This window comes from Leptolyngbya sp. 7M (genome assembly GCF_018128485.1).
Genome location: NZ_CP070897.1, coordinates 6762157 through 6781795, shown reverse-complemented (window position 1 = coordinate 6781795; position 19639 = coordinate 6762157). Strand labels below are relative to the sequence as shown.

General features: G+C 50.1%; 31 protein-coding genes and 1 pseudogene. 14 read left to right on the top strand and 18 right to left on the bottom strand.

Translation table 11 applies throughout. The annotated features are described in order from the left end of the window. Positions 1 to 5 precede the first annotated feature (5 nt). The gene (locus JVX88_RS36650; RefSeq protein WP_211624083.1) at positions 6 to 1169 is read right to left on the bottom strand and encodes a PotD/PotF family extracellular solute-binding protein; all 1164 of its coding nucleotides are present in this window, start codon (positions 1167 to 1169) and stop codon (positions 6 to 8) included. A gap of 67 nt (positions 1170 to 1236) precedes the next feature. Between JVX88_RS36650 and JVX88_RS36645 the strand changes: the two genes are divergently transcribed. Further along, positions 1237 to 1590, top strand: a complete 354-nt coding sequence (locus JVX88_RS36645) for a hypothetical protein (protein WP_263975688.1) — start codon at positions 1237 to 1239, stop codon at positions 1588 to 1590. A gap of 13 nt (positions 1591 to 1603) precedes the next feature. Beyond that, complete coding sequence (rplS, locus tag JVX88_RS36640) at positions 1604 to 1972, top strand: 50S ribosomal protein L19 (RefSeq protein ID WP_211624079.1); 369 nt, start codon at positions 1604 to 1606, stop codon at positions 1970 to 1972. Positions 1973 to 1979: 7 nt separating this feature from the next. Here rplS and JVX88_RS41600 read toward each other — a convergent pair whose 3' ends face one another. Next, the gene (locus JVX88_RS41600) at positions 1980 to 2339 is read right to left on the bottom strand and encodes a hypothetical protein (RefSeq protein WP_211624077.1); all 360 of its coding nucleotides are present in this window, start codon (positions 2337 to 2339) and stop codon (positions 1980 to 1982) included. Between the two features lie 551 nt (positions 2340 to 2890). Here JVX88_RS41600 and rfbC point away from each other — a divergent pair. Then, entirely contained in the window at positions 2891 to 3460 is a 570-nt protein-coding gene (gene rfbC, locus JVX88_RS36630; RefSeq protein WP_211624076.1) for a dTDP-4-dehydrorhamnose 3,5-epimerase, read from the top strand. A 252-nt stretch (positions 3461 to 3712) separates the two neighbouring features. Here rfbC and JVX88_RS36625 read toward each other — a convergent pair whose 3' ends face one another. The 3 genes from JVX88_RS36625 to JVX88_RS36615 all read right to left on the bottom strand — a co-directional run bounded on the left by JVX88_RS36625 (position 3713) and on the right by JVX88_RS36615 (position 5493). Continuing rightward, positions 3713 to 4306 (bottom strand): TetR/AcrR family transcriptional regulator, encoded by a 594-nt coding sequence (locus tag JVX88_RS36625; RefSeq protein ID WP_211624074.1) that lies wholly within the window; start codon positions 4304 to 4306, stop codon positions 3713 to 3715. 364 nt (positions 4307 to 4670) lie between these two features. After that, positions 4671 to 5186 (bottom strand): HEPN domain-containing protein, encoded by a 516-nt coding sequence (locus tag JVX88_RS36620; RefSeq protein ID WP_211624072.1) that lies wholly within the window; start codon positions 5184 to 5186, stop codon positions 4671 to 4673. Next, positions 5173 to 5493, bottom strand: coding sequence for a hypothetical protein (locus JVX88_RS36615; RefSeq protein ID WP_211624070.1), 321 nt, complete (start codon positions 5491 to 5493; stop codon positions 5173 to 5175). The genes JVX88_RS36620 and JVX88_RS36615 overlap by 14 nt, the downstream gene beginning before the upstream one ends. A 64-nt stretch (positions 5494 to 5557) precedes the next feature. Here JVX88_RS36615 and JVX88_RS36610 point away from each other — a divergent pair, with 64 nt between their 5' ends. Both JVX88_RS36610 and JVX88_RS36605 read left to right on the top strand, forming a co-directional pair. Further along, on the top strand, positions 5558 to 5743 hold the full coding sequence (locus JVX88_RS36610) for a hypothetical protein (protein ID WP_211624067.1): 186 nt from the start codon (positions 5558 to 5560) through the stop codon (positions 5741 to 5743). Between the two features lie 13 nt (positions 5744 to 5756). Continuing rightward, positions 5757 to 5897 carry a hypothetical protein gene (locus tag JVX88_RS36605; protein ID WP_211624065.1) on the top strand — a complete coding sequence of 47 codons (141 nt, stop codon included), beginning with the start codon at positions 5757 to 5759 and terminating at the stop codon, positions 5895 to 5897. Between the two features lie 123 nt (positions 5898 to 6020). Here JVX88_RS36605 and JVX88_RS36600 read toward each other — a convergent pair whose 3' ends face one another. Further along, positions 6021 to 6383 carry a phage holin family protein gene (locus JVX88_RS36600; protein WP_211624063.1) on the bottom strand — a complete coding sequence of 121 codons (363 nt, stop codon included), beginning with the start codon at positions 6381 to 6383 and terminating at the stop codon, positions 6021 to 6023. A gap of 429 nt (positions 6384 to 6812) precedes the next feature. Next, complete coding sequence (locus tag JVX88_RS36595; RefSeq protein WP_211624061.1) at positions 6813 to 7112, bottom strand: hypothetical protein; 300 nt, start codon at positions 7110 to 7112, stop codon at positions 6813 to 6815. A gap of 584 nt (positions 7113 to 7696) precedes the next feature. Between JVX88_RS36595 and JVX88_RS36590 the strand changes: the two genes are divergently transcribed. Then, a complete protein-coding gene (locus JVX88_RS36590; RefSeq protein ID WP_211624059.1) occupies positions 7697 to 7924 on the top strand; it encodes a DUF1611 domain-containing protein in 228 nt (75 codons plus the stop codon). A 35-nt stretch (positions 7925 to 7959) separates the two neighbouring features. On the opposite strand, the gene JVX88_RS36585 is transcribed toward JVX88_RS36590, so the two are convergent. Both JVX88_RS36585 and JVX88_RS36580 read right to left on the bottom strand, forming a co-directional pair. Further along, positions 7960 to 8868 carry a carbonic anhydrase gene (locus JVX88_RS36585; RefSeq protein ID WP_211629069.1) on the bottom strand — a complete coding sequence of 303 codons (909 nt, stop codon included), beginning with the start codon at positions 8866 to 8868 and terminating at the stop codon, positions 7960 to 7962. Positions 8869 to 8899: 31 nt separating this feature from the next. After that, on the bottom strand, positions 8900 to 9835 hold the full coding sequence (locus JVX88_RS36580) for a glycosyltransferase (protein ID WP_211624058.1): 936 nt from the start codon (positions 9833 to 9835) through the stop codon (positions 8900 to 8902). A 14-nt stretch (positions 9836 to 9849) separates the two neighbouring features. On the opposite strand from JVX88_RS36580, the pseudogene JVX88_RS42820 reads away from it, so the two are divergent. Then, positions 9850 to 10788 (top strand): annotated as a pseudogene (locus JVX88_RS42820) (POTRA domain-containing protein); the annotation flags it as partial. Between the two features lie 73 nt (positions 10789 to 10861). Here the strand turns inward: JVX88_RS42820 and JVX88_RS36570 are convergent. After that, positions 10862 to 11200, bottom strand: coding sequence for an aldehyde dehydrogenase family protein (locus tag JVX88_RS36570; protein ID WP_263975435.1), 339 nt, complete (start codon positions 11198 to 11200; stop codon positions 10862 to 10864). Between the two features lie 560 nt (positions 11201 to 11760). Here JVX88_RS36570 and JVX88_RS36565 point away from each other — a divergent pair. Together JVX88_RS36565 and JVX88_RS36560 are read left to right on the top strand one after the other, a co-directional pair. After that, positions 11761 to 12024, top strand: a complete 264-nt coding sequence (locus JVX88_RS36565; protein ID WP_211624055.1) for a DUF1823 family protein — start codon at positions 11761 to 11763, stop codon at positions 12022 to 12024. A 41-nt stretch (positions 12025 to 12065) separates the two neighbouring features. Next, on the top strand, positions 12066 to 12185 hold the full coding sequence (locus JVX88_RS36560; RefSeq protein ID WP_225931304.1) for a hypothetical protein: 120 nt from the start codon (positions 12066 to 12068) through the stop codon (positions 12183 to 12185). 35 nt (positions 12186 to 12220) lie between these two features. Here the strand turns inward: JVX88_RS36560 and JVX88_RS36555 are convergent, their stop codons facing one another. The 5 genes from JVX88_RS36555 to JVX88_RS36535 form a co-directional block, all read right to left on the bottom strand. Further along, positions 12221 to 13129, bottom strand: a complete 909-nt coding sequence (locus JVX88_RS36555; protein ID WP_211624053.1) for a M20/M25/M40 family metallo-hydrolase — start codon at positions 13127 to 13129, stop codon at positions 12221 to 12223. Positions 13130 to 13221: 92 nt separating this feature from the next. Continuing rightward, on the bottom strand, positions 13222 to 14133 hold the full coding sequence (locus tag JVX88_RS36550) for a BamA/TamA family outer membrane protein (protein WP_211624045.1): 912 nt from the start codon (positions 14131 to 14133) through the stop codon (positions 13222 to 13224). Continuing rightward, positions 14130 to 14384, bottom strand: coding sequence for a hypothetical protein (locus JVX88_RS36545; RefSeq protein WP_211624043.1), 255 nt, complete (start codon positions 14382 to 14384; stop codon positions 14130 to 14132). Before JVX88_RS36545 ends, JVX88_RS36550 begins: the two co-directional genes overlap by 4 nt. Before the next feature lie 302 nt (positions 14385 to 14686). Further along, entirely contained in the window at positions 14687 to 15115 is a 429-nt protein-coding gene (locus JVX88_RS36540; RefSeq protein WP_211624036.1) for a peptidylprolyl isomerase, read from the bottom strand. A 96-nt stretch (positions 15116 to 15211) separates the two neighbouring features. Beyond that, positions 15212 to 16339, bottom strand: coding sequence for a methyltransferase domain-containing protein (locus JVX88_RS36535; protein ID WP_211624034.1), 1128 nt, complete (start codon positions 16337 to 16339; stop codon positions 15212 to 15214). Here JVX88_RS36535 and JVX88_RS36530 point away from each other — a divergent pair. Further along, complete coding sequence (locus tag JVX88_RS36530) at positions 16326 to 16598, top strand: Hsp33 family molecular chaperone HslO (RefSeq protein WP_315875389.1); 273 nt, start codon at positions 16326 to 16328, stop codon at positions 16596 to 16598. The two genes, JVX88_RS36535 and JVX88_RS36530, sit on opposite strands and share 14 nt — an antisense overlap. 111 nt (positions 16599 to 16709) lie before the next feature. Here the strand turns inward: JVX88_RS36530 and JVX88_RS36525 are convergent, their stop codons facing one another. Both JVX88_RS36525 and JVX88_RS40235 read right to left on the bottom strand, forming a co-directional pair. Further along, entirely contained in the window at positions 16710 to 16985 is a 276-nt protein-coding gene (locus tag JVX88_RS36525; RefSeq protein WP_211624030.1) for a hypothetical protein, read from the bottom strand. Between the two features lie 216 nt (positions 16986 to 17201). After that, positions 17202 to 17408, bottom strand: coding sequence for a M3 family metallopeptidase (locus JVX88_RS40235; RefSeq protein WP_263975434.1), 207 nt, complete (start codon positions 17406 to 17408; stop codon positions 17202 to 17204). 12 nt (positions 17409 to 17420) lie between these two features. Between JVX88_RS40235 and JVX88_RS36515 the strand changes: the two genes are divergently transcribed. Beyond that, positions 17421 to 17885 (top strand): N-acetylmuramoyl-L-alanine amidase, encoded by a 465-nt coding sequence (locus tag JVX88_RS36515; protein WP_317134593.1) that lies wholly within the window; start codon positions 17421 to 17423, stop codon positions 17883 to 17885. 89 nt (positions 17886 to 17974) lie between these two features. Here the strand turns inward: JVX88_RS36515 and JVX88_RS36510 are convergent, their stop codons facing one another. Beyond that, complete coding sequence (locus JVX88_RS36510; protein ID WP_211624023.1) at positions 17975 to 18481, bottom strand: sensor histidine kinase; 507 nt, start codon at positions 18479 to 18481, stop codon at positions 17975 to 17977. A gap of 190 nt (positions 18482 to 18671) precedes the next feature. Here JVX88_RS36510 and JVX88_RS36505 point away from each other — a divergent pair, with 190 nt between their 5' ends. The 3 genes from JVX88_RS36505 (at position 18672) to JVX88_RS41595 (ending at position 19625) form a co-directional block, all read left to right on the top strand. Beyond that, the gene (locus JVX88_RS36505; RefSeq protein ID WP_211624021.1) at positions 18672 to 18926 is read left to right on the top strand and encodes a hypothetical protein; all 255 of its coding nucleotides are present in this window, start codon (positions 18672 to 18674) and stop codon (positions 18924 to 18926) included. 268 nt (positions 18927 to 19194) lie between these two features. Beyond that, positions 19195 to 19506 carry a hypothetical protein gene (locus JVX88_RS36500; protein ID WP_211624019.1) on the top strand — a complete coding sequence of 104 codons (312 nt, stop codon included), beginning with the start codon at positions 19195 to 19197 and terminating at the stop codon, positions 19504 to 19506. After that, positions 19494 to 19625 (top strand): hypothetical protein, encoded by a 132-nt coding sequence (locus tag JVX88_RS41595; RefSeq protein WP_263975433.1) that lies wholly within the window; start codon positions 19494 to 19496, stop codon positions 19623 to 19625. The genes JVX88_RS36500 and JVX88_RS41595 overlap by 13 nt, the downstream gene beginning before the upstream one ends. Positions 19626 to 19639 lie beyond the last annotated feature (14 nt).

The window sequence follows — 19639 nt, the reverse complement described above, 5'->3', positions numbered from 1 at the left end:
AAGCACTAAAAAATAAGCCCACAAGGTTTTAATAAAGCAGTGAAAAAATTGAATAGGGAATGCAAGCATTCTTCTTGATTGATATACGGCGTTTCACTTATGTGAGGTATAGGTGTGGGGGCTTCTCCCCCACGCAGGGGCACTGCCCTGCACCCCGTTTTTCGTACTTCACTATTTTTCGACAATCCGACACCACCGCCCCAGGCTCGATAGCCTTCCTTCAGAGGCGCGTAGACGCACTGAATGCCCTTCGATTTTACGGCAGTCACAGCAGGCGACCACATCGATTGCAGCACCACTTCCCCCGCCGCCATCAGGTTCACCGATTCGTCGAAGGTCTTCCAGAAGGCCCGGAACTGGCCGTCCCGCTTCTGCTGTTTTAGGATGTCGGTAATTTGGTCAATTTCGGCCTTGGTCATGTTGCCTTTGTCGCCAAACTTCATCAGGCCAGCCGCTTCCACCACCATCGCGGCATCCATGATGCCAATCGAAGGAATGTCCAGAATCGAGGTTTTGCCTTTGAACTGGGAATCAAACAACTGTGCCCAGCTTTCAATCTTGGTGGAACCGACTAAATCGGGACGATAGCCCAGCGTGTCGGCATTGTACTGGAACGGAATCAGCGTGGCCCAATTGGTTGGCTCGGTAGCGAACTCTTTGGAATCCTGATCTTGAAGGTACATCACCTTGTAGGGATAGGTGCCCTGGGCCTGCTCCACCTTCATGCCGTCAAACTTGTTTTGGGTGAAGATCGGCACAATTTTGTCAAACTCTTTGATTTTACTGACATCGATGGCCTGCAAGTTGCCGGAAGGCACCACCAGCGGCAAGCTGAAATATTCTCCGTCAAACAGGTCATACTGACCGGGCTGGGTGATGGCAATCTGGTTGTTTTCTTCGGTACTGAGTGCCCGCACATCGATCTTGAAGCCCAAGTCTTCCTGCGCTTTGTTGCGAATTTCGTTGATCTGGGATACCCCCGTGCCAATCATCCGCAGCGTCACATCCTTGACCTGATTCGTGTTCACTTCTGGGCCAGAAGCCGGATTGTTGGGAGTGCCGCTGGGAGCTGAAGCCTGCTGGGTATTGCTAGCACAGCGGGTTACCGCAATCGCAGCACCAGCCGCCAACCCAGTCCGAATCACATACCGACGAGAAATTTTAGCCATAGGAGATACCAGTTTTCTAGAAGGACCAAGTGAGTGAGGAGCAAAACACGACTCTAAACAACAATTGGTGAACAAAATGCAGGTCAGCCTGGCGGACGTGGTTCTCTCGGGCGGAGAGCCTGCCGCGCTGGCGATTCTCGACGCTTGCATTCGCCTCATTCCCGGCGTAATGGGCGCGCCTTCCAGCGGGGCCGAGGAATCCTTCGAAGAGGGGCTGCTCGAATACCCGCAATATACCCGACCTCAGGAATGGGAAGGGCGCACGATCCCCGAAGTGCTGCGATCGGGGGATCATGCGAAAATCGCGGCGTGGCGGAAACACCGCGCCGAGGAAGACACACGGTTACGCATGCCGGACCTTTGGGAGCGTCACAATGACGCTCGGGACCGACCTGCCTCTGGCGCGCGGCGAAAAGACTAGGGACGATAGGTCGATGAACCTGATCCAGCAACTCGAGGCGGAAGCCATCGAGAACCTCGGGAAGGATATTCCCGAATTCCGCGCCGGTGACACCGTGCGCGTCGGCGTGAAGGTGGTCGAGGGCACGCGCGAGCGCGTCCAGAACTACGAAGGCGTCGTGATCGCCCGCTCCAACCGGGGCATGGGCAGCAATTTCACCGTCCGCAAGATGAGCTTCGGCGAGGGCGTGGAACGCGTCTTCCCGCTCTATTCGCCGATCGTCGACAGCATCACCGTGGTCCGCCGCGGCGTCGTGCGCCGCGCGAAGCTCTATTACCTGCGCGGCCGGACCGGCAAGTCGGCCCGTATCGCCGAGCGCCGGGACAACGCGCCCAAGGCATAAGTCCGGCTCATACCGAACAAGCGAAAGGGCGGCCTCGCGAGGGGTCGCCCTTTTCTGTTGGGGCGACCTCACAAGGGGTCGCCCTTTTTCGTTGCGCTCGGCCCGGCGGGTTGCGAGGAACACCCTCACGAAAAATCGAGAGGTTGCCCAGATTGCCATGCGTTTGTCCGTCCTGCTTGCCGCCACGTCCCTCAGCCTTGCCGCGCCGCTCGCCGCGCAAGGTTCGCCGGTGACCTCGCCCCCCACGCTCACCTTCGAGCAGGTCTTCGCCAGCCCCAGCCTCGATGGGCCGAGCCCGCGTGCGATGAAGCTGTCGCCCGATGGCCGCTGGCTCACGCTGCTGCGCAACTAGAAATGAGGCTGCCATTTTTTAGCTCTATTTTAGAATCCACTTGCCATTGTTCTTTGATTTGGCTGATCTATCCATCTGTGATTCAACTGTTTCCTATCAATATTCGCTTTATGGTCTCTACAACAACCGCAAATCAATTATGAAGACTAGGCAAAGCGGTGATTAGCATTCCTGTAGAATCTCGGAGACATTCGCTAGGATATTCTGGGCTGAAATGGACTAGAGAAACCAGAAGAATATTCAGAGAGGTTAGAAAATCAAGGTTTGAGACTTCGATTATTAGCTTTTATGTCTTAGCTTCTCAATGATTTCATACAGTCAATAGTCAGCCAGTAACGATCCAATCGAGAGTCAGCAACTAGAGTGATGACAACACCGATGAACGGAAATAGGATAAATTCCATCAAATACCTTTCGTCAATTCTTTTTTATCCGGTTTGAACACAATACAGCAACTGGACTAAAAACGCTAATTAACGCATTGCCAACCATCAACTAACCATCAATAGTACTTCAATTTACTCAGATCAGGGTTCCACATAGTTAACTCATCAGCGAGGGATTTGATGAAGATTATTCCAACTGAAATTTCTGACGTATTGATCATTGAACCTCGTGTTTTTGGCGACGAACGGGGGTTCTTCTTCGAGAGCTTCAACGAAAAAGGATTTCAGGAAAAAACCGGTCTGGATATTCGCTTCGTGCAAGATAATCACTCGTGTTCTGCTCAGCATGTCTTGCGCGGCTTACACTATCAGATTCAGCAAGCTCAAGGTAAGTTAGTGCGCGTCATCTCCGGGGCCATCTTTGATGTAGCTGTAGATATTCGCAAAGGGTCTCCCACCTTTGGGCAATGGGTGGGCTGCGAGCTGAGTGCCGAAAATAAAAAGCAGATCTGGATTCCCGCCGGGTTCGCCCACGGCTTTCTTTCCCTAGCAGACCGCACGGAAGTGTTGTACAAAGCTACCGATTTTTACGCCCCAGCCCATGAACGCTGTATTGCTTGGAACGACCCAGATTTAGCGATTGCATGGCCCCTGACCGCAGAGCCGGTTGTATCGATCAAAGATCGAATTGCAGGAGCGGATCGGAGATCAATTCCAGCTCCCGGTAGCGTTGCCATTGTGATTTCATAACCGTCGATTTAAGGAGAAGAGTAATATCAGAACCCAGCCTCAGCCAGAGTTTCTCCTCAGGTTTTACGGCAAAACTGCTAAGTCTCCCGGATAGGTTGGGCTGTTTGGGTGAGTTTGTTCATCATTAGTGATTCCTCGACTCGTACTTACGCAGGTTGTTTCGAGTGACAAGCCACAGAGATAACAAGAATGAAAGCTGTGGCTGTTATTGGTCATTAATCATTGAGTCATTAGTCATTCGTGGTCAGAAAATCAATGGTTACTGTCCTCTAACTCCTGACTCCTGTCTTCCTTCAAATAAGCCGTCACCATCTTGGCTAAAAGCTTTCCCTGGCGAGAAATCGAAGTTGGAGTGCCGTAGATTTGACCGATCATCAAACCATCTACCAAAGCACAAATTAGCTGAAGCAGATCCGGATCATCAATTCCTAGCAGATCAACAATGGCGGCATAGATGTTTTCCTCCACCTGTCGCAGCACTTCACTACATTCTTTGCCTTCGCGATTTTGGTGCTGGCTGAAATCCATCCAGATCATCATTTGCTTAAAGAAGTAGTCCTGGTTCTTCTCCAGGTAGAGAAATGCAGCTTCAATCCGTTCGGTTAAGGTGTTGGCTTGCTTGAGTTCATCGGCTACTTGCAGCAAGTCCTGGTTGGCCTGCTGAATCACCAACTGCTCAAACAACGCTTCCTTACTAGGGAAATAGTGATACAGCGTGCCGGTAGACACTCCCAAGCCTTGGGCAATCTGCCGCATGGTAATGGCGTACCCCTTTTCAGCAAACAAATCAAAGGATTTGGCAATCAGGTCTTTGCGGTATTGTTCGTGGTCAACAATTTTGGGCATGATGCGATGTGACTAGGCGGGTTCTCACCTCCTTCAATGATGACGCTTGCGCGTGTCATTTCATACTTCTCAAGCAGGGACAGAATTTATTTATATCGAACAATCGTTATTTTACAGTTATTTTTTGAAGAGTGCAAGAGGGGATAGGTAGAACCGTTGGCCAAAGGGCGGTTGGAGCGGGTGAGTCCGTTGCGGGAGTGAGCGTTTCTAGACCCGCATCGAGTTCTAGCACTTTATGGCCATTTATCGACAAAAAGACTCATAAAGACTCATGAAGACAGAAAGGAACAATTCAATCATGGCAACGCATTTTGATTGTCGATAAACTACGACACCACAGCTTAATAAGACAATAAAGCCGCTGTTATTTTCCGTTAAATGCTTCATCAAAAGTATATAGCACTCGTTTAGCAAGTTTGTGCGTGCACACGGCCTCTTCTATGGTCGTATTTCTAGCCCCTTGATGAGCAAATGCATGTCTCCAATTCAAAATTTGTTCATAACTTTTTTGTATATCCTTGCCAATTCGTTCAGAAATTTTTCTAGATCGTTTCGTAAGAAGAGTTCTGTATTTTTTATAAACAGCATCATCGAATATTCTGCAGTAATTATTTAAATCGTTCAATTTAATTTGGCTATTAAGGCGTTTATATCTTCTTAACGTATACTCTCCAAATGACGTATGATGTCTATTTGCAAATTCAAAAAGGGTATCTTTGACACAGCTTTCGTAAGTTGCCGAAATGGTGACAACGAGCAAGCCCGCGAGGTCCGCCCTAAACTGAACGGCATTGGCCGTATTGTTAGGAACAAATTGACCTATTTCCTTAACAAGCGCGTCTATGCGGGCAAAATGGGTATCAAGATCAGATCGTGCCATTCGTAAGAAGCTCCCGCGCCCGATGCAGCCTTTCCCGAAGGGTCGCCGTGTCGGTGGTGGCACCTCGAATAAGCTCTAGGAATCTTTTGTCCGCCAAAAGCGCTCGATATCGCCCTTCAAGATCGCTTGGCTCAATAAGTGGGTTCTCGAGCAGCGTGACCATGACCGCTTCGAGCACAGCGGAATTGATAACTCCACTGGGACGGAAGGGCTTGGGAATAGAACTTTTGATGATCCGAGCCACAACGGGGAACTTATTCTTGAATTCCGCCGCCCTATCGGAATCAAATTTTCTATTTTCACTCATTTGAGTGTTAAGAAATCTTAGCATTGGCTTTTCATAATTTTTCCAATTATTGTAACTAATCATTGTGCAGGATTTTTTGGCCCAGGCCAACGTTACACCAGAGGAAGGTCAGCTTTCCAAGCCTTACCAGCAAGGAATCCAGTTGATGGCTCAACAGTGCTATCGGACCGCGTTGCAAAAATTTCAAGAGGTGGAAAATCTGAATCCCCAGTTTCCCTATATTCAGCAGTTATTCAGCAGTAATTTCTGAAGCGCAGAAGAAAATGCCTAATCAGCCAGAAATCAATCGGTTGCTAGCAGGTGGGGCCGCCGCAGGAGTTGTGGTGATAGGCGGAGGAGGCTACCTGCCGGTGCGTCGATTCCGTCGTGCCAAGCTCCAAAAGAAGGCGGCTCCCCATTCCTGAGCTAATTTACCCCAAATAGCTGTTGGTCATTGGCTGTTAGTCATTGAGGTAGACACCGAATTAATGACTATAGCTCATGGCTAATCATCAAGAACTGTACTTTATTAGAGAGGAAAAGGCCAATTAAGCTGCGACCAAGCCAATTTGCTGCAGGATAAAGAAGAGCAATGAATTCACTAAACTGAGGGCAATCGCCCCTAAAATAGCGCTGACGATTCCCCACCGCAGGCGAAATCCCTGCACCAGCCAAGCCGTGAGGCCAAACACGATAATGCTGCCCAGTAAGGGAATTAACCCCAAACTAATGATCCAGTTGGCTGTTCTAAACCAGGTCGGAAACAAACTCCACAGCCCGCTAAATGCACCAATAATTGCTCCAGCAATCAAGGCAATCAGCGAATTATCAACCTCAACGCCAAGGGGCAGCTTTGAGATGATCAGTAGACTAATTGCCAGGACAACAATTGAAATTAAAAAACCGGTCATACCTCACTCCTCAAAATAGGCTTCAAATATCACATTAATACCACACTCATCTGATATTGATATGCTATTGAACAAAAATCAAAATACTGTTCAGATAGCCTGACGATAGGTGTATCATGCCTATCTTAATCTCTTGATCATTTGACTCTACCTCTTGAAGGCTAGCGCCTGCTCCATTTTCTTCAGCATTGTTAACTCCGCCTCGCTGACGCCAATCCCAAACAGTCCCCCCTCCCGCACCGAATCGAGATACAGCGTTTTTCACTCATGTGAGGTACAGGGGGTGTGGGGGCTTCGCCCCCCACGCAGGGGCACTGCCCCTGCACCCCGTTTTTCGTACTTCACTAGCCTGAAAAAGGCTGTAGCGGTGAGTATTTTATCTCAAATTCAGTCCCCTATTGTGAACCCGTTTAACTGAATAAACTGGCATTACTCTTGCTGCAAAAACTGAATCTGTGGCAGCAGCGGGTCTTGGACTACGCCAACGCCGGTAAATCCCCAACGCTTGAGCAAACTGTTGAGTTGAGTTCCGGGAATCGTCTCGACGGCAAACCGGTCAGCGACGCCAGAGCCGTGGGTGTTGAGGTAGCTGAGGGCGTCGGCATATTCACGAAACATCAGCAGGAAGCCGGGATCGGGCGGTTTGTCTGGATCGGTCGCTCTAGGCCGCGCCACCAGATACTGACCGTCGATTTTCGAGCGAATGAGGTAAAAGGTTTCTGACAGCATGATTTGATTGTCTCATACCGATTTTAGTTTTAGATTTTGAATTTTAGATTAAAAAGCGCTAGTATTACCTGATTGCAGCGTCGCTACTTGTAGCATCTAATTTTGATCACCCGTCACGCTAATTTGATCAAAAGGTATATGTTGAGGGAGATTCCGAAATCACTGAACTCTGACGCAAAATTTATAGATATATAGACAGCACAAACAGGTATTAGATTGATTGATCCATCACCCAGATTTAGACTCTGATGCTTGATCTGTTGAAGCTTGAATTAGTTCTTAATAATTTTTTAATGCAAATTTAATTAACTTGAGCGTTTTATCTATCGTTCTCAATTTAATAAATCGCCAATGTAATCGGCTAATGTAATTAGCTGATTCAATTAGTCAAAATGACAGGAGTGGTCACCACAATCAATGACTAAATATCGACTTTGTAAAGCTTTCCTTAAGCAAACCGCAGTTTGTGGTTGACGTTGCTTATCATCGTCGCATCGCTAGAAAGGTTCTGAAAGGGTGTCTGAAAGGGTTATAGTTGCGGGTGCATCCCTCTGGGTGCATGGGGTAGCAGATATCTTAATGGTATGGCACCGCCGCTGCCGAAGGCGATTGCTCTGTATGAGACAGTTGCTACCGCTGGAGGTGCCTTTGCCCCGGCCAGAGTAGCTGGAATTGCGCTCAACACCTTCCACCTCAGCCCCACCGAGGCTCAACAGGCAATCGAGCAAACGGCTGAAGAAACTGGCTTACCCTGCACCGATCCGATTCGGTTTGGAGCCGAACCGCTGCTAGAGGCAATTCTCAAGGGCTGATTGAATACATTGAATACAATGCTGAACCGGAACTCCTAACGCTTAGCGGTACTGATACTACCCCGGTAGATGCGTTCGGCTTGCTCTGGTGAGAGCCACAGCGGTGTTAGGTTGGTCTGATCGCGGTTTTGCGCGTTTGCTGGTTTTGTATTCCTGCCGTTAGGGGCTGCGGCCTTAGAACGAATTTCCAGCGGTTCTGACGCTGCTTCCGATTCGCGTAGAGCATTCGGTCCCGAAATCACCGGCTCGGCTGACTCGGCAAACGGCAATGAGCAGGCTACTGGAGGTGCGTGAGTTTTGCGGTACTGGCCACGAGGTGGTCCTTCTTCGAGTTCGTACTCCGGGAGCTGACTCTGAGGCGGCAGGTAGGCGTGACTTTCGGGGTCGTAGGCCAGCACTTCGCCGGTTTCAATCAGATAGATCCAGCCGTAGATTTTGAGCTTGTTTTGGTACAGCCGCGAATGCACCACCGGATAGGTTTTGAGGTTCTCGATCTGAGTCAAAACATTTTCCGAAATCGTCACTTCTAGCAGTTCTTCGCTGTCGTAGTGGCTGTAGTTATCGAGGACAAGACGGCGGGTTGCCTCGGCGTGCTTGAGCCAGTCATAGACTAGCGGCATCTGCTCTTCGAGTTTCCCCAACTGCAGCAGCCCCTTCATGGCTCCGCAGTGGGAATGGCCGCAGACCACAATTTGCTCGATCCCAAGAGCATGAATCGCATACTCGACCGAAGCGCCTTCGCCGCCGTTGGCCGCTCCATAGGGAGGAATGATGTTTCCAGCATTACGAATCACAAACAGCTCGCCTACATCGGTCTGGGTCAACAGGTTGGGATCAATGCGCGAATCCGAGCAGTCCGCACGGGCAACGCTTGCCAAACAAGCCGGCAGATTCGCTTCTTCGTTCTTGGCCGGAATCAATACAGAAACAGGAATTTTGTTCATGGTTTAGGTTTGTGGAATAAAAACTTGAAACTTATTTAGCCTTCAGCATTCCTGCAACAGCCGCTTTGAGATAGCCAATTTGCCCATAGGCATAAGCCAAGTTGTCGAACCGGGCAGCAGGATCATTCAAATACTTGAGCGAACGGTAGAGACCCCTGAGTAAACGTTCACTGCCTCTTGTTAGTTGGCCTAACCCTGCTCGTCCTGCAAGCTGTTCACGGTAACATTCACTGATGCCTTGCCACCAGCCTCGATTTAGAAACCAAACTTGATTCAACCGTTCGGGAGCGACATGGTGCGCCACATGGGCATCGGGTAAGTAGGTCACCTGCCAGCCTCGTTCCAGAGCCAGTTCCGTCATGTGCAGTTCTTCGTTCGAGAGCAGGCTTTTACCAACCCGACCCAGGTTGACATCAAAACCGCCGACTTGCTCTAGGAATGAGCGTCGAATCGAGTAGTTTAAGCCGCGTGGCGTCAGGCCAGGTCGATCGATCAAAACTGGCGATCTTCCCAAATCATATGCACCTAAATTGCTAGCTAATCCGGTTGAGAGCCAGCGGGGCGGTTGGCAACCTTCGGGCCAGAGCAGGGTGACTCGGCCACCAGCAATCGCTAGCTTTTCGTTTGCGATATAGGCAGCGTACAGGACCGATAGCCACTGGGGACTTGCTACCGCATCATCATCTAAATAGGCCAAGATCGGAGCTTGAGTGTGTTTTGCACCCGTATTGCGAGCAACGGATAACCCAGTGATCGGTTCGTAAACATAGCGCAGACGAGGATCTCCAGAACGGTCTGCAACCACCTGCTTGGTATCATCGGTTGAAGCATTGTCTACTACAATCACTTCAAATTCACCGGCGAACTCTTGCTCCAGTAAACTGTCGATGGCAGCCCCTAGATAGGAGGCTCGATTGTGGGTGCAAATGATCGCAGCAATTTGGGGATGAGGCAAAGGATCAGACATAAAACACAGAACCCGTGGGCGGGCCAAGTACCAGCCCAGTAACCGATCCGGCAACAGCTCCAGCCACGGATCCAACCACGGAGGTAGACCAGGCACCCCAACCGTCTGAGTCGATTGGCGAACCCGCACCAGATAGCTTACCGGCCAGTCCGGAGATTCCGCCTACGGCCGAGCCAAGTCCGACCCAAGCGCCGGCTCCGACAGAAACGGCCCAGCCAGAACCAAGAGTACTGGTTTCCGAAGTGGTGGTTTCTGGTGCTGAAGGCGAGCTGCTGGATGAAGTTTACCGCGTGATTCGGACCCAACCAGGACGCACCACTACTCGCTCCCAACTCCAGGAAGATATCAACGCCATTTTCGCCACCGGCTTTTTCTCGAACGTGCAGGCAATTCCGGAAGACACGCCCCTGGGAGTGAGAGTCACCTTCGCCGTGCAGCCTAATCCACCCCTGCGCTCGGTCCAGCTCGAAGGTAGCGTTCTGGAAACGATCGAGTACGAGGGTGAAGAAGTGCCGGTGCAGGAGGCTGTCGATCGCATCTTCGAGGAGCAATATGGGCAAACAGCCAATCTGCGTGGCTTACAAATCGGTATTGAACGACTGAACCAACTCTATCAAGACAATGGCTATGTACTAGCCCAGGTCATTTCAGCACCCGAAATTTCTCCAGATGGGGTCGCCACCCTAGAAGTAGCAGAAGGCATAATCGAAGACATCGAGATCCGGTTCCTCGACCGAGAAGGATCGGCTGTAGATGAGGAGGGCAATCCAATTCGTGGGCGTACCCGTCCGTTTATCATCACCCGCGAGTTTGAATCCCAACCTGGGGAGGTGTTTAACCAAAACCAGATTCAGCAGGATTTGCAGCGCGCCTTTGGGTTGGGCATCTTTGAAGATTTGAATATCTCGCTTAATCCGGGTCAGGATCCACGTCAAGTCGATGTGATTGTGAATGTGACCGAGCGCCGTACCGGTTCACTGGCCGCCAGCGTAGGTGTGAGTTCGACTAGTGGTTTGTTTGGTGCTGTTAGCTTGCAGGAGCAAAACCTGGGCGGTAACAACCAGCGGCTGAGCGCCGAGGTGCAGGTGGGGCAACGAGACTTGCCGATTTCTCCACTTCTGCGATCGCAGCGGCGATGGGTTTGCCCATTTCCAGGGTCATGATTTTGCCAAAGTGCTCTTTTTCATCAACCAAAAGTTGAGCAGCCTGGTGCAGCCATTCAGCTCGTTGGGCAAATGAGGTGTGACGATGCTGCTCAAATGCCTGCTGGGCTAGCGTCAGCTTAGAATCGATTGCTTCATCCGTCAACGCTTCAAACACTTTTACCGTTTCTCCGGTTGACGGGTTAACGGTTGCAATAGCCATACGGAATTCTCCTGCTGAAACAATACGGAAATCAGACACGATTCACCCAATGCCTGATTCCAATCGCAGGGCAGCAGCGTTTACCAAATGGGTTAGCAGCTATCTCGCTATGTCATGCAGAGCTTCAACCAGAGGGATCGATGCTCTTAGACGCAAAACTCCTGTGGGTCAGCCAAAGCCCATAATCCTGATTGTGTGGGCTACCCTGCTCCCCCATTCTAGTGTCGCCATAGGTGGGTCAGGTGAATTTAGACACATCTGGAAATATTCTGCATTCAGATGGCTTAAAGCAGCGACCAAAGTCTGCTCAAGGCTCAGTCGCACAAGTAAGCAGGTAAGCATTTGACAAGCGCTCTGTTTAGGTTGTTAATTTGATTGTGATGGAGCGATCTGGTGTTCCAATCCCAATTGGTGGAGACACTCCAGGCGCTAGCGGTTCTTACCTGAAATGGCTTCTCTTAATGGCTCCATGGCTTCTCTCAGGGGCTTCTCTCAGGGTAACCGCGCCCACCCAAACAAAACTCGCTTCGCGGGTTAAATTGCCAAATTGAGATTGTCCTATGCCTGACCTGCCTCCCCTGACCAACGAGACCTTTTGGGCTATCCTGCGGGATGAGATCGACGACGCGACAGTCAATCAGCTTGTCTGGCAGTGTTTGGGCTATCGTTACAATCCTGAGACAGGCTGGGACAATACTGCTGTAGCAACAGATTGGCAGCAAGACTACCCGATGCCGCCTGATTTTATCGAGAGCCGCCCAGCCACAGTCAAGCTGACCCGCTCGATTCCCCCAGAGAACAAGCAGCTTTTGAAAGGAAGATAGAGCAGGAACTTCAAGAGTTAATTCCTCGAAAAGACTGGGTAATGTTCTCACACTGGCTTATCTATCACGGTCGGCGCGTCTGCAATGCACGTAAACCGCTCTGCAGCCAGTGTATTCTTGCAGACATTTGTCCGTCGCGGGCGCAGTTCCCTCAAAACTGAAAAAGGCCCGTTTCCGGGCCCGGACCTAACAAGATCTAATTGCTTCTCGGTGCGGCTGGCATTTGCCCCGCCGGAAAACGCGGCAGAAGTTCGTCTCGCATCGCAAGTTGATAGACAGTGGCTGCAATTACGATCGCACCTTGTTGAACATCGGCCTCGATAACGCGTTCGAACGTGTCAAGGTTCGTATGCCAGGTATGCGTTCCATATTCGATCGGATCTAGCATAGTTCCTATACCCGGCAAGCCCGCAGCATTGAACGAAGTATGGTCAGACCCGCCGAGGTTTCGGCTGCGCGTTGACATTGCGCCTTCAATGCCCATAAATGCGTACGGCCCGACTATCTGGCGAAGAATACTTGCAGCTTCCGGCGGGCCGAACACCGACATTCCGCGAATGCGGCCTGTGCCGCTGTCGTGGTTGATATATCCGCCAAACTTATACCAGGCAGGCTTCGGATTCTCCGCCGTGCCGAAATGCTTTTCAACATATGCCTGGGAACCAAGCAGGCCCTGCTCCTCACCGCTCCAAAGTGCGACCCGTATCGTTCGTTTAGGCTTAAGCCCGAGAGCCTGAATTATCCGCACGGCTTCCATCGCGATGGAGCATCCGGTCGCGTTATCAGTTGCACCGGTCGCCGAATGCCATGCATCCAGGTGGCCGCCTAGCATTATCACTTCGTCCGGCTTCTCAGTTCCGACGATCTCCGCAACGGTGTTATATGCGGTTCGACCTTCGGGATGGATGCGGTTCCGGATCTCGAACTCCAGCTCGACGGAATGCCCGCCGCGGACCAGACGCACGACACGGCCAAAATCTTCATTGCGCATCACTACGGTCGGAAGCGTTTTTGAAGGATCGTATTCGCCGCGGCTAAAAGAGAAGGCCCTGATCTGGCCGTGCTCGCGGCCGCGGAACCCTTCGCGAGAGAAGGGCAGTCCCAAGTGGTTAATGTGGCAGGATATTCAGGCAGTGCGCACCAAGTTGGAGCAACTTCAGCAGGCCAGCGCAGATGCAGATTAGGCCCTAAAGCCATCTAGAATTTTTCGCCGGCGGTCAATACGACCTGACTGGCTCCATCATCGTTGATGCTGAATTCGAGCCGGAATAAGCCCAAATCAGTGTCAGCTCGTAATCCTAGGCCAAACACAAAGCCGTCTTCTGGTTTGCGCCGACTCACGGAAGGCTCGCCAATCACGTCATCGGCAGACCCCAACGTAGAAGCAAAACCACTAAAAATAGCGCCACCCAATTTCACATCGCGCCGCAGTAGCTCGAAGTTGACAATCGGGAAGCGGTATTCGGCTGCCACGAGGGCAAATCGACTGCCTGAAGCCAGACCATCTCCGGCATAGCTACCCAGTGGCCCCGCCTCAATACTGAAGGCATCGTAGGGCGGCACATCGCCAAACATAGCCCCTGCTTGGGCATTGAACACGAGCGTCCGTGGTCCTTCTGTAAAACCGAATAGATCGAGGGGGAGGAAGTGGGTGTAGTTGGCGCTAAGGCGCGTGTAGGTGATACTGGCAGCCCCAATCGGTATGGCTTGGTCAATTCCGAACCGAAGCCGATCGCCATCAAGCGGTCTATCGAGGTTATCCAAACGATTCAGTTCGCCGGAAAACTGGACGGTTAGTAGCTCGTCAAAATCAGAGCCGACAATCAGCCGTTCGCCGAGCTGATCCCGGTCAAAGGTGTCACGTTCAAAGGCGGAATTATGGATCGACACCTGCTGATAGTTAACTCCAAGCGCCAGAGTTAAGTCGGTAGCCACTGGCCGAAACACCTCTACACCGCCGCCAAACCGATGCACCCAAGGTGTGTTGCGGTTCGGTAAATCCACATCGCGAGCACCGCCCGCAAAGACTCGCTGCACCGAGCGCTGGTTGAAGATGTTAAAGGAAATGCCGGTAGGATCGTTGCCAATCCACGGATCGCGGAATATCAACTCGCTGTCGAGGACCTGTACTCCTCCTCGGATTTGTAAGGTTGATCAATATGGCAATCGTCGTAGTCGTACAGTCCTGCCACATAGGCGGGCAGCATCCCCGAGTAGGGAGTATGCGACACATCGCTAATCAGCGTTACCCGGACACCTGCAAGGGGTTGCATTCCCCACTGTTTCAGCGCGATCGCATGACTATGACCACCGCCAACTAGGACCAGGTCTTGAACAATAGGCTGAGGGAAAGGCTGCATCGAGCACAAAGGGCGGGCAACGGAGAATTGAGCAGGAAGTCAGAAGTCAAAAGCCAGAAGCTGAATCCGGATTTCGTCTAGAGTTTGGAGCCAGAAGCCAGAACTAGAATCAGGGCAGATTCTGATAGGGGCCAGTTGCTTGAGAGTTAGCGTGAGAGTGACAAAATTAATCCAGTCGTTTTGTAATGCACGCATCTGGCCTACAGATGGGTCATTCGCAATTCAATCACCGAATTTAATTCTCTACTTCTGCTAACTCCACCTTTACCCCATTCTGACTCCCGACTCCTAATTCCCAACACTCAGCTAATCGCAACCAATCGAATCTCAAACGTCAAATCTTCTCCAGCCAGCGGATGGTTGGCATCTAGGGTAACTTGCCCGTCGGTGATGTCGGTAATCACGACTGGGATCACCATGCCGCCCTGCTGCTGAATTTGCAATTGGGCACCAATATCAATAGGTAAATCTGCCGGAATTTGCTGCCGATCCACGACGAGGACTCGCTCTTCGTAATAGGGACCGTAGGCTTCATCGGACGGAATTTTAGCAGTTTTGGTATCTCCCGGACTCATGCCGATCACCGCTTCTTCAAACCCCGGAATCACATTCCCTGAGCCAATTGCAAACTCTAGTGGCATTCCTCCTTCTGAGGAATCAAACACCGTCCCGTCTTCCAGCTTGCCGGTGTAATGTACAGCAACGGTGTCGCCAGCTTTTGCTTGTGTCATATCTCAATTCGCTCCTGTCATTCTTCAGGTTATTGCATGAGGTCACCAGACCGACCCGACTTCACAAGACTGGATTCAGAATGGTGTACGTCCATCTTAAAGACTTTCACCCGTTTCGTTTTGGAACTCTCTCTTAAGATTCAGTTGCAGAATTTCCTTCTCGCGAGCAAAGTGAATATGGTAACGATTGACGCCTAATAAATCTGCGACTCGATTCATATCAAGACGCTTTTCGGATTGGAGTAAAACAGCAACAAATTCCTCGGTGTCTTTATGGCGAATCAAAAGAGTTTTGATAATGCATTTGGCTAACGGACCGACCTCTCGCTTCACATCCTCCATCGACAAAACTGGCTGATGCTCTAACACTTCATATTCAGCGTTCAAGTCCTGAAGAATTCGTTCTACATTACTGTAACCGCTGGTGGCTTGAGGGGGCTTATGGGCCGTAACGATCACATAGTAACCGTTTTGTCCGGCTTTGTTTTCGGCTAAGGTTTTGTCAGCAACAACAAAGGCCGCATGAGCAAACTCATTTTCTAACAAATTATTCGGCAACAGCGCCATGATCATCGGATAGGTGCTGATAGAATCCACATTAAAGATGCGATTAATTGGACCTTCGATACCCGTATCAAACAGCTTACAAAAAATGTTAAATCTAGTTTTCGGAGTTAAGTTAACCTCCAATGAATTATTGTCTTTATCAATTTGTGCTACTAAAGCAGAATCGCGCCAGGTTGGGGTAACATTTAGCGTAATTGAGTTGGCATTATAAAAGGAAATAAACAAATAGCCGCCCGGTTTAAGCCAATCATAAAAACGCCGCAGCATCGAGTTGCTATCTTCAACAAAGCTGCCCATACCAAAGCTAGCGACGACCAGATCGCATTTTCCGTAAAACTGCTGCTCATCGATTAGCTTTTCATACTCAAAATCATTGACAAAAAAGCAGATATTTTGAATTTCCCGGTCGCGGCGAATTCGATTGGCTTCATCGATCATGTTGGGCGAAAAATCGTAGGCAAACACAGTTTTGAAATGCCGTGCCATCACAAAGCTGTGTCTGCCGGTACCGCAGCCAATATCAATGGCAATCTGATCGTTGCCGTCTTGTTTTAGTTTTTTGATCAGCTTATTCAGTTTTTCGCTCTCATACTCCATGAACTCATGGGTAGCAATTTTCGCTTTGCCGTAGGACTTGTCATAAATTGGAGCAGCCATCAAGGAGGGAGCAACTCCGGAAGATCTGGCGCGTATGGCGCTCGGAGCGATCGATTTTGAGGTTCTTGAATCGCGGCAGGTCAGGTTTGAATGTTCTTGCTCAGAAGAAAAGGCATTGAATATGATCGCCTCGTTAGGAAAAGCCGAGATCGCTTCAATGCTGAAAGACGACAAAGGAGCCGTGATGAATTGCGGATTCTGCAATGAGACCTACCGATTCGGCGAGACGGCACTTATTGAGTTGCTTCCGAAGCTATAGAGCCCGGAAGAAGATTAGGGATAGATGAGCCGGCGCGGGCACTATCTTAGTTCGTACGTCGAGTAAGGAGAAAGCTCACAACTTCATTCGGTCCGGCACCGCTCATTCCTTTTATTCCTTCGAGCTTCTGTTCCGCCGCCGCTGCGTTTCTCGTCCGCCGCCGAAATACGCAAGTATCATTACTACAAGGTGAGCCGCGAACCAGATGTTCTCGTAACCCATATTCTGATAGATGTAGATCAGGATAAGGATTCTAGGGGCGAAAACGCCAAGCAATATATCCGCCCAATTTGGCACCAGATTTTCCGGGTACCAACCTTGCAGCAAATAAATTACCAAAACGATCCTTGGGAAAAAGAGCGAGAACAGCAAAAAATAGAAATCCATAACAGGCTTTCCTCTTCGGGATGATTATAATTCGACCTCTCTCCTGATCCAATAAATAAACTTTGTTCTGTATTTTCTCATCCCAACAATATTTATCGCCGTATGCACGATCTGAGGACTCAAGGTAAACAGATGCTTTTGACTCGTGGTCGCCGAAAGAAAAGACGCAACGAGCCTGATTTGACCATTGCGTCTCATGTTAATTTCAGAATTTTGCTAGTTTCCTTTTGACGGAATCGGAAAGCCGCGTTTTTTCATCAGGGCTTCGACCTTCGGGTCGCGGCCGCGGAATTTGCGGTATGCCTCTGCGGGATCGATCGTGTTGCCGACCGAGAAGATATGGTTCACAAGCCGTTTTCCGACCTCTTTATCATAGGGGCCTTTTCCTTCGACAAAAGCTCCAAAAGCGTCAGCGGTGATCACATCCGACCACAAGTGGCGCTAATTGTCTCCCAACTGCTGCGCGACCGTCTGGAGGCCAGAGGAGCCACGGTGATCATGACTCGCGAAGGCGATATTGACCTCTATCCGCAAGACCGAGCTGCCCTGATCAATCAAGCCGAACCGACGCTGGCTCTTAGCCTCCACTACAATGCTCTCCCCGATGATGGCGATGCCGTCAACACGGCTGGTATTGGTACCTTTTGGTACAATGCCCAGTCCCACAGTCTGGCTGTTTTCCTACACAACTATTTAGTAGCCAGCCTCGATCGCCCGTCCTATGGTGTGTTTTGGAATAACCTTGCCCTCACCCGTCCTACAGTAGCCCCGGCGGTTCTGCTGGAACTGGGCTTCATGATCAACCCCGATGAATTCGAGTGGATCATCAATCCCGCAGAGCAAGAACGCCTTGCTGATGCTCTGGCTGATGGCATCGCCGCATGGCTTCAGCAGCAGTGAATTAGTGTTTGGGAGCCTGGAGAACCTTTAAAAATTATGTCAACAACGGTTATGCCAAACTCAATGCTGATGCCAGACGTGAAATAGATTCAAAGACGAATTGGTAAACGGATTTGAAATCGAGTATCGCCAGGTTCTGAAGAAACGCGCAAATCGCCTTGGTGCTGTTCCACAATGACTCGATAGGCAATATGCAAGCCTAATCCTGTACCCCGACCTACGCCCTTGGTCGTGAAGAAAGGCGCAAAAATCTGTGACCGTATTTCGGCGGGTATCCCCGGACCGTTATCAATAATTTCGACTAGAATCGTCTCGTTTTCTCGCCGGGTATGGATTTGAATCGTTGGTGTAGCTTGTTTATTGGAAGCTGCCAGCGCATCAATGGCATTATCAATTAAATTAGTCCATACCTGATTCAGTTCGCTCCCATAGGCTGTAATCCGAGGCAACTGTCGATCGTATTGCCGGATCACTTCAATGCCTTGCTTGAGTTTATGTCTTAACATGATCAGGGTACTTTCCAGCCCTTCATGAATATCGATGTCCTGCAGTGGAGCTTGATCCATGTAAGAGTAGTCTTTAACTGCTTTGACCATTTGACCAATCCGCTCAGTATTTGCTTGAGGGCTTGTCCTGCTTTTCCCATGCTCTGTTCGCGAAGGTGTCGCCAACCATCGTGTCAGAGGATGATGACTGGGTAAATGTAGACCAGATGGATCACATCCTGTATGATGTAAGTGTGATCCAGTTGGATTACGTCACTTCATCTAAATCCAGTCCACTTCTATGCAGAAATATTTCTTAGAGGATTCAACCCATACTCCTGCGGTGCGTTTCGCTGTTGACACTACAGTCACCTCAGACCCAACCCGCGAGACGGTTCGACTATTGGCAATTGGTTCTCGTAGAGGCGTGCTGCATGTGATTCATCGACTGCACCGCTTAAACTTTGCTGAAGCCGGAGCTTGGAGTCCGCTGCTGCCCGGTCCAAATCCAGGCGAAGTCATGAGTATTTTGACGCTGAATTTCTGGATCGATTGAGCTGAACGCCTTACCTGCACCCACAAACCTTTGGCATCCTCAAACATGCTCTGCCAAACTAGAGATGCCACAAACTGAGGCAGGACATGACCCACGAGCAGCAATCTGAACCAAAGAGTAAATAGTTAACCATTAAGGGAATGTACTATGCAAATTACGATCGACCTACCGCCAGATCTTGAGCAGGACTTGATCCGACAAGCAGCCCAATCCAACATTCCACTTCAAACCTTGATTCTGCAAGCCCTACGCCAGTTAATCCAACTTAATGCAAGCAACTACCTCTATCAATGGAGTACCAATTCGTCTCACCAATGAACGTTGGCAACACATCACAACTCGTCATCCAGAATTAGTTAATCAGCAGGAAAAACTGCTAGAGACAATCGCCAAACCTGAGCAAATCCAAGCAGGAGACACTGGGGAACTTCTGGCAATTCGTTTCTATCCACAAACCCCTTTAACCAGCAAATTTATAGTGGTTGCTTACCGAGAAGTTTCGGCTGATGATGGTTTCATCTTGACTGCCTATTTCACAAATCGCCCCTCCACACGGAGAATTACTTTATGGACGCAGTAAGAATTCTACATAATCCGACTGATGTGACGTGGGACTACGATGAAGAGGCTGATGTGCTATACGTTTCAGTAGGTTTACGACAACCTGCAAGCCGCCATGCTAGGCGAGAAAACGGTTGACCAGGCGGTTGCAG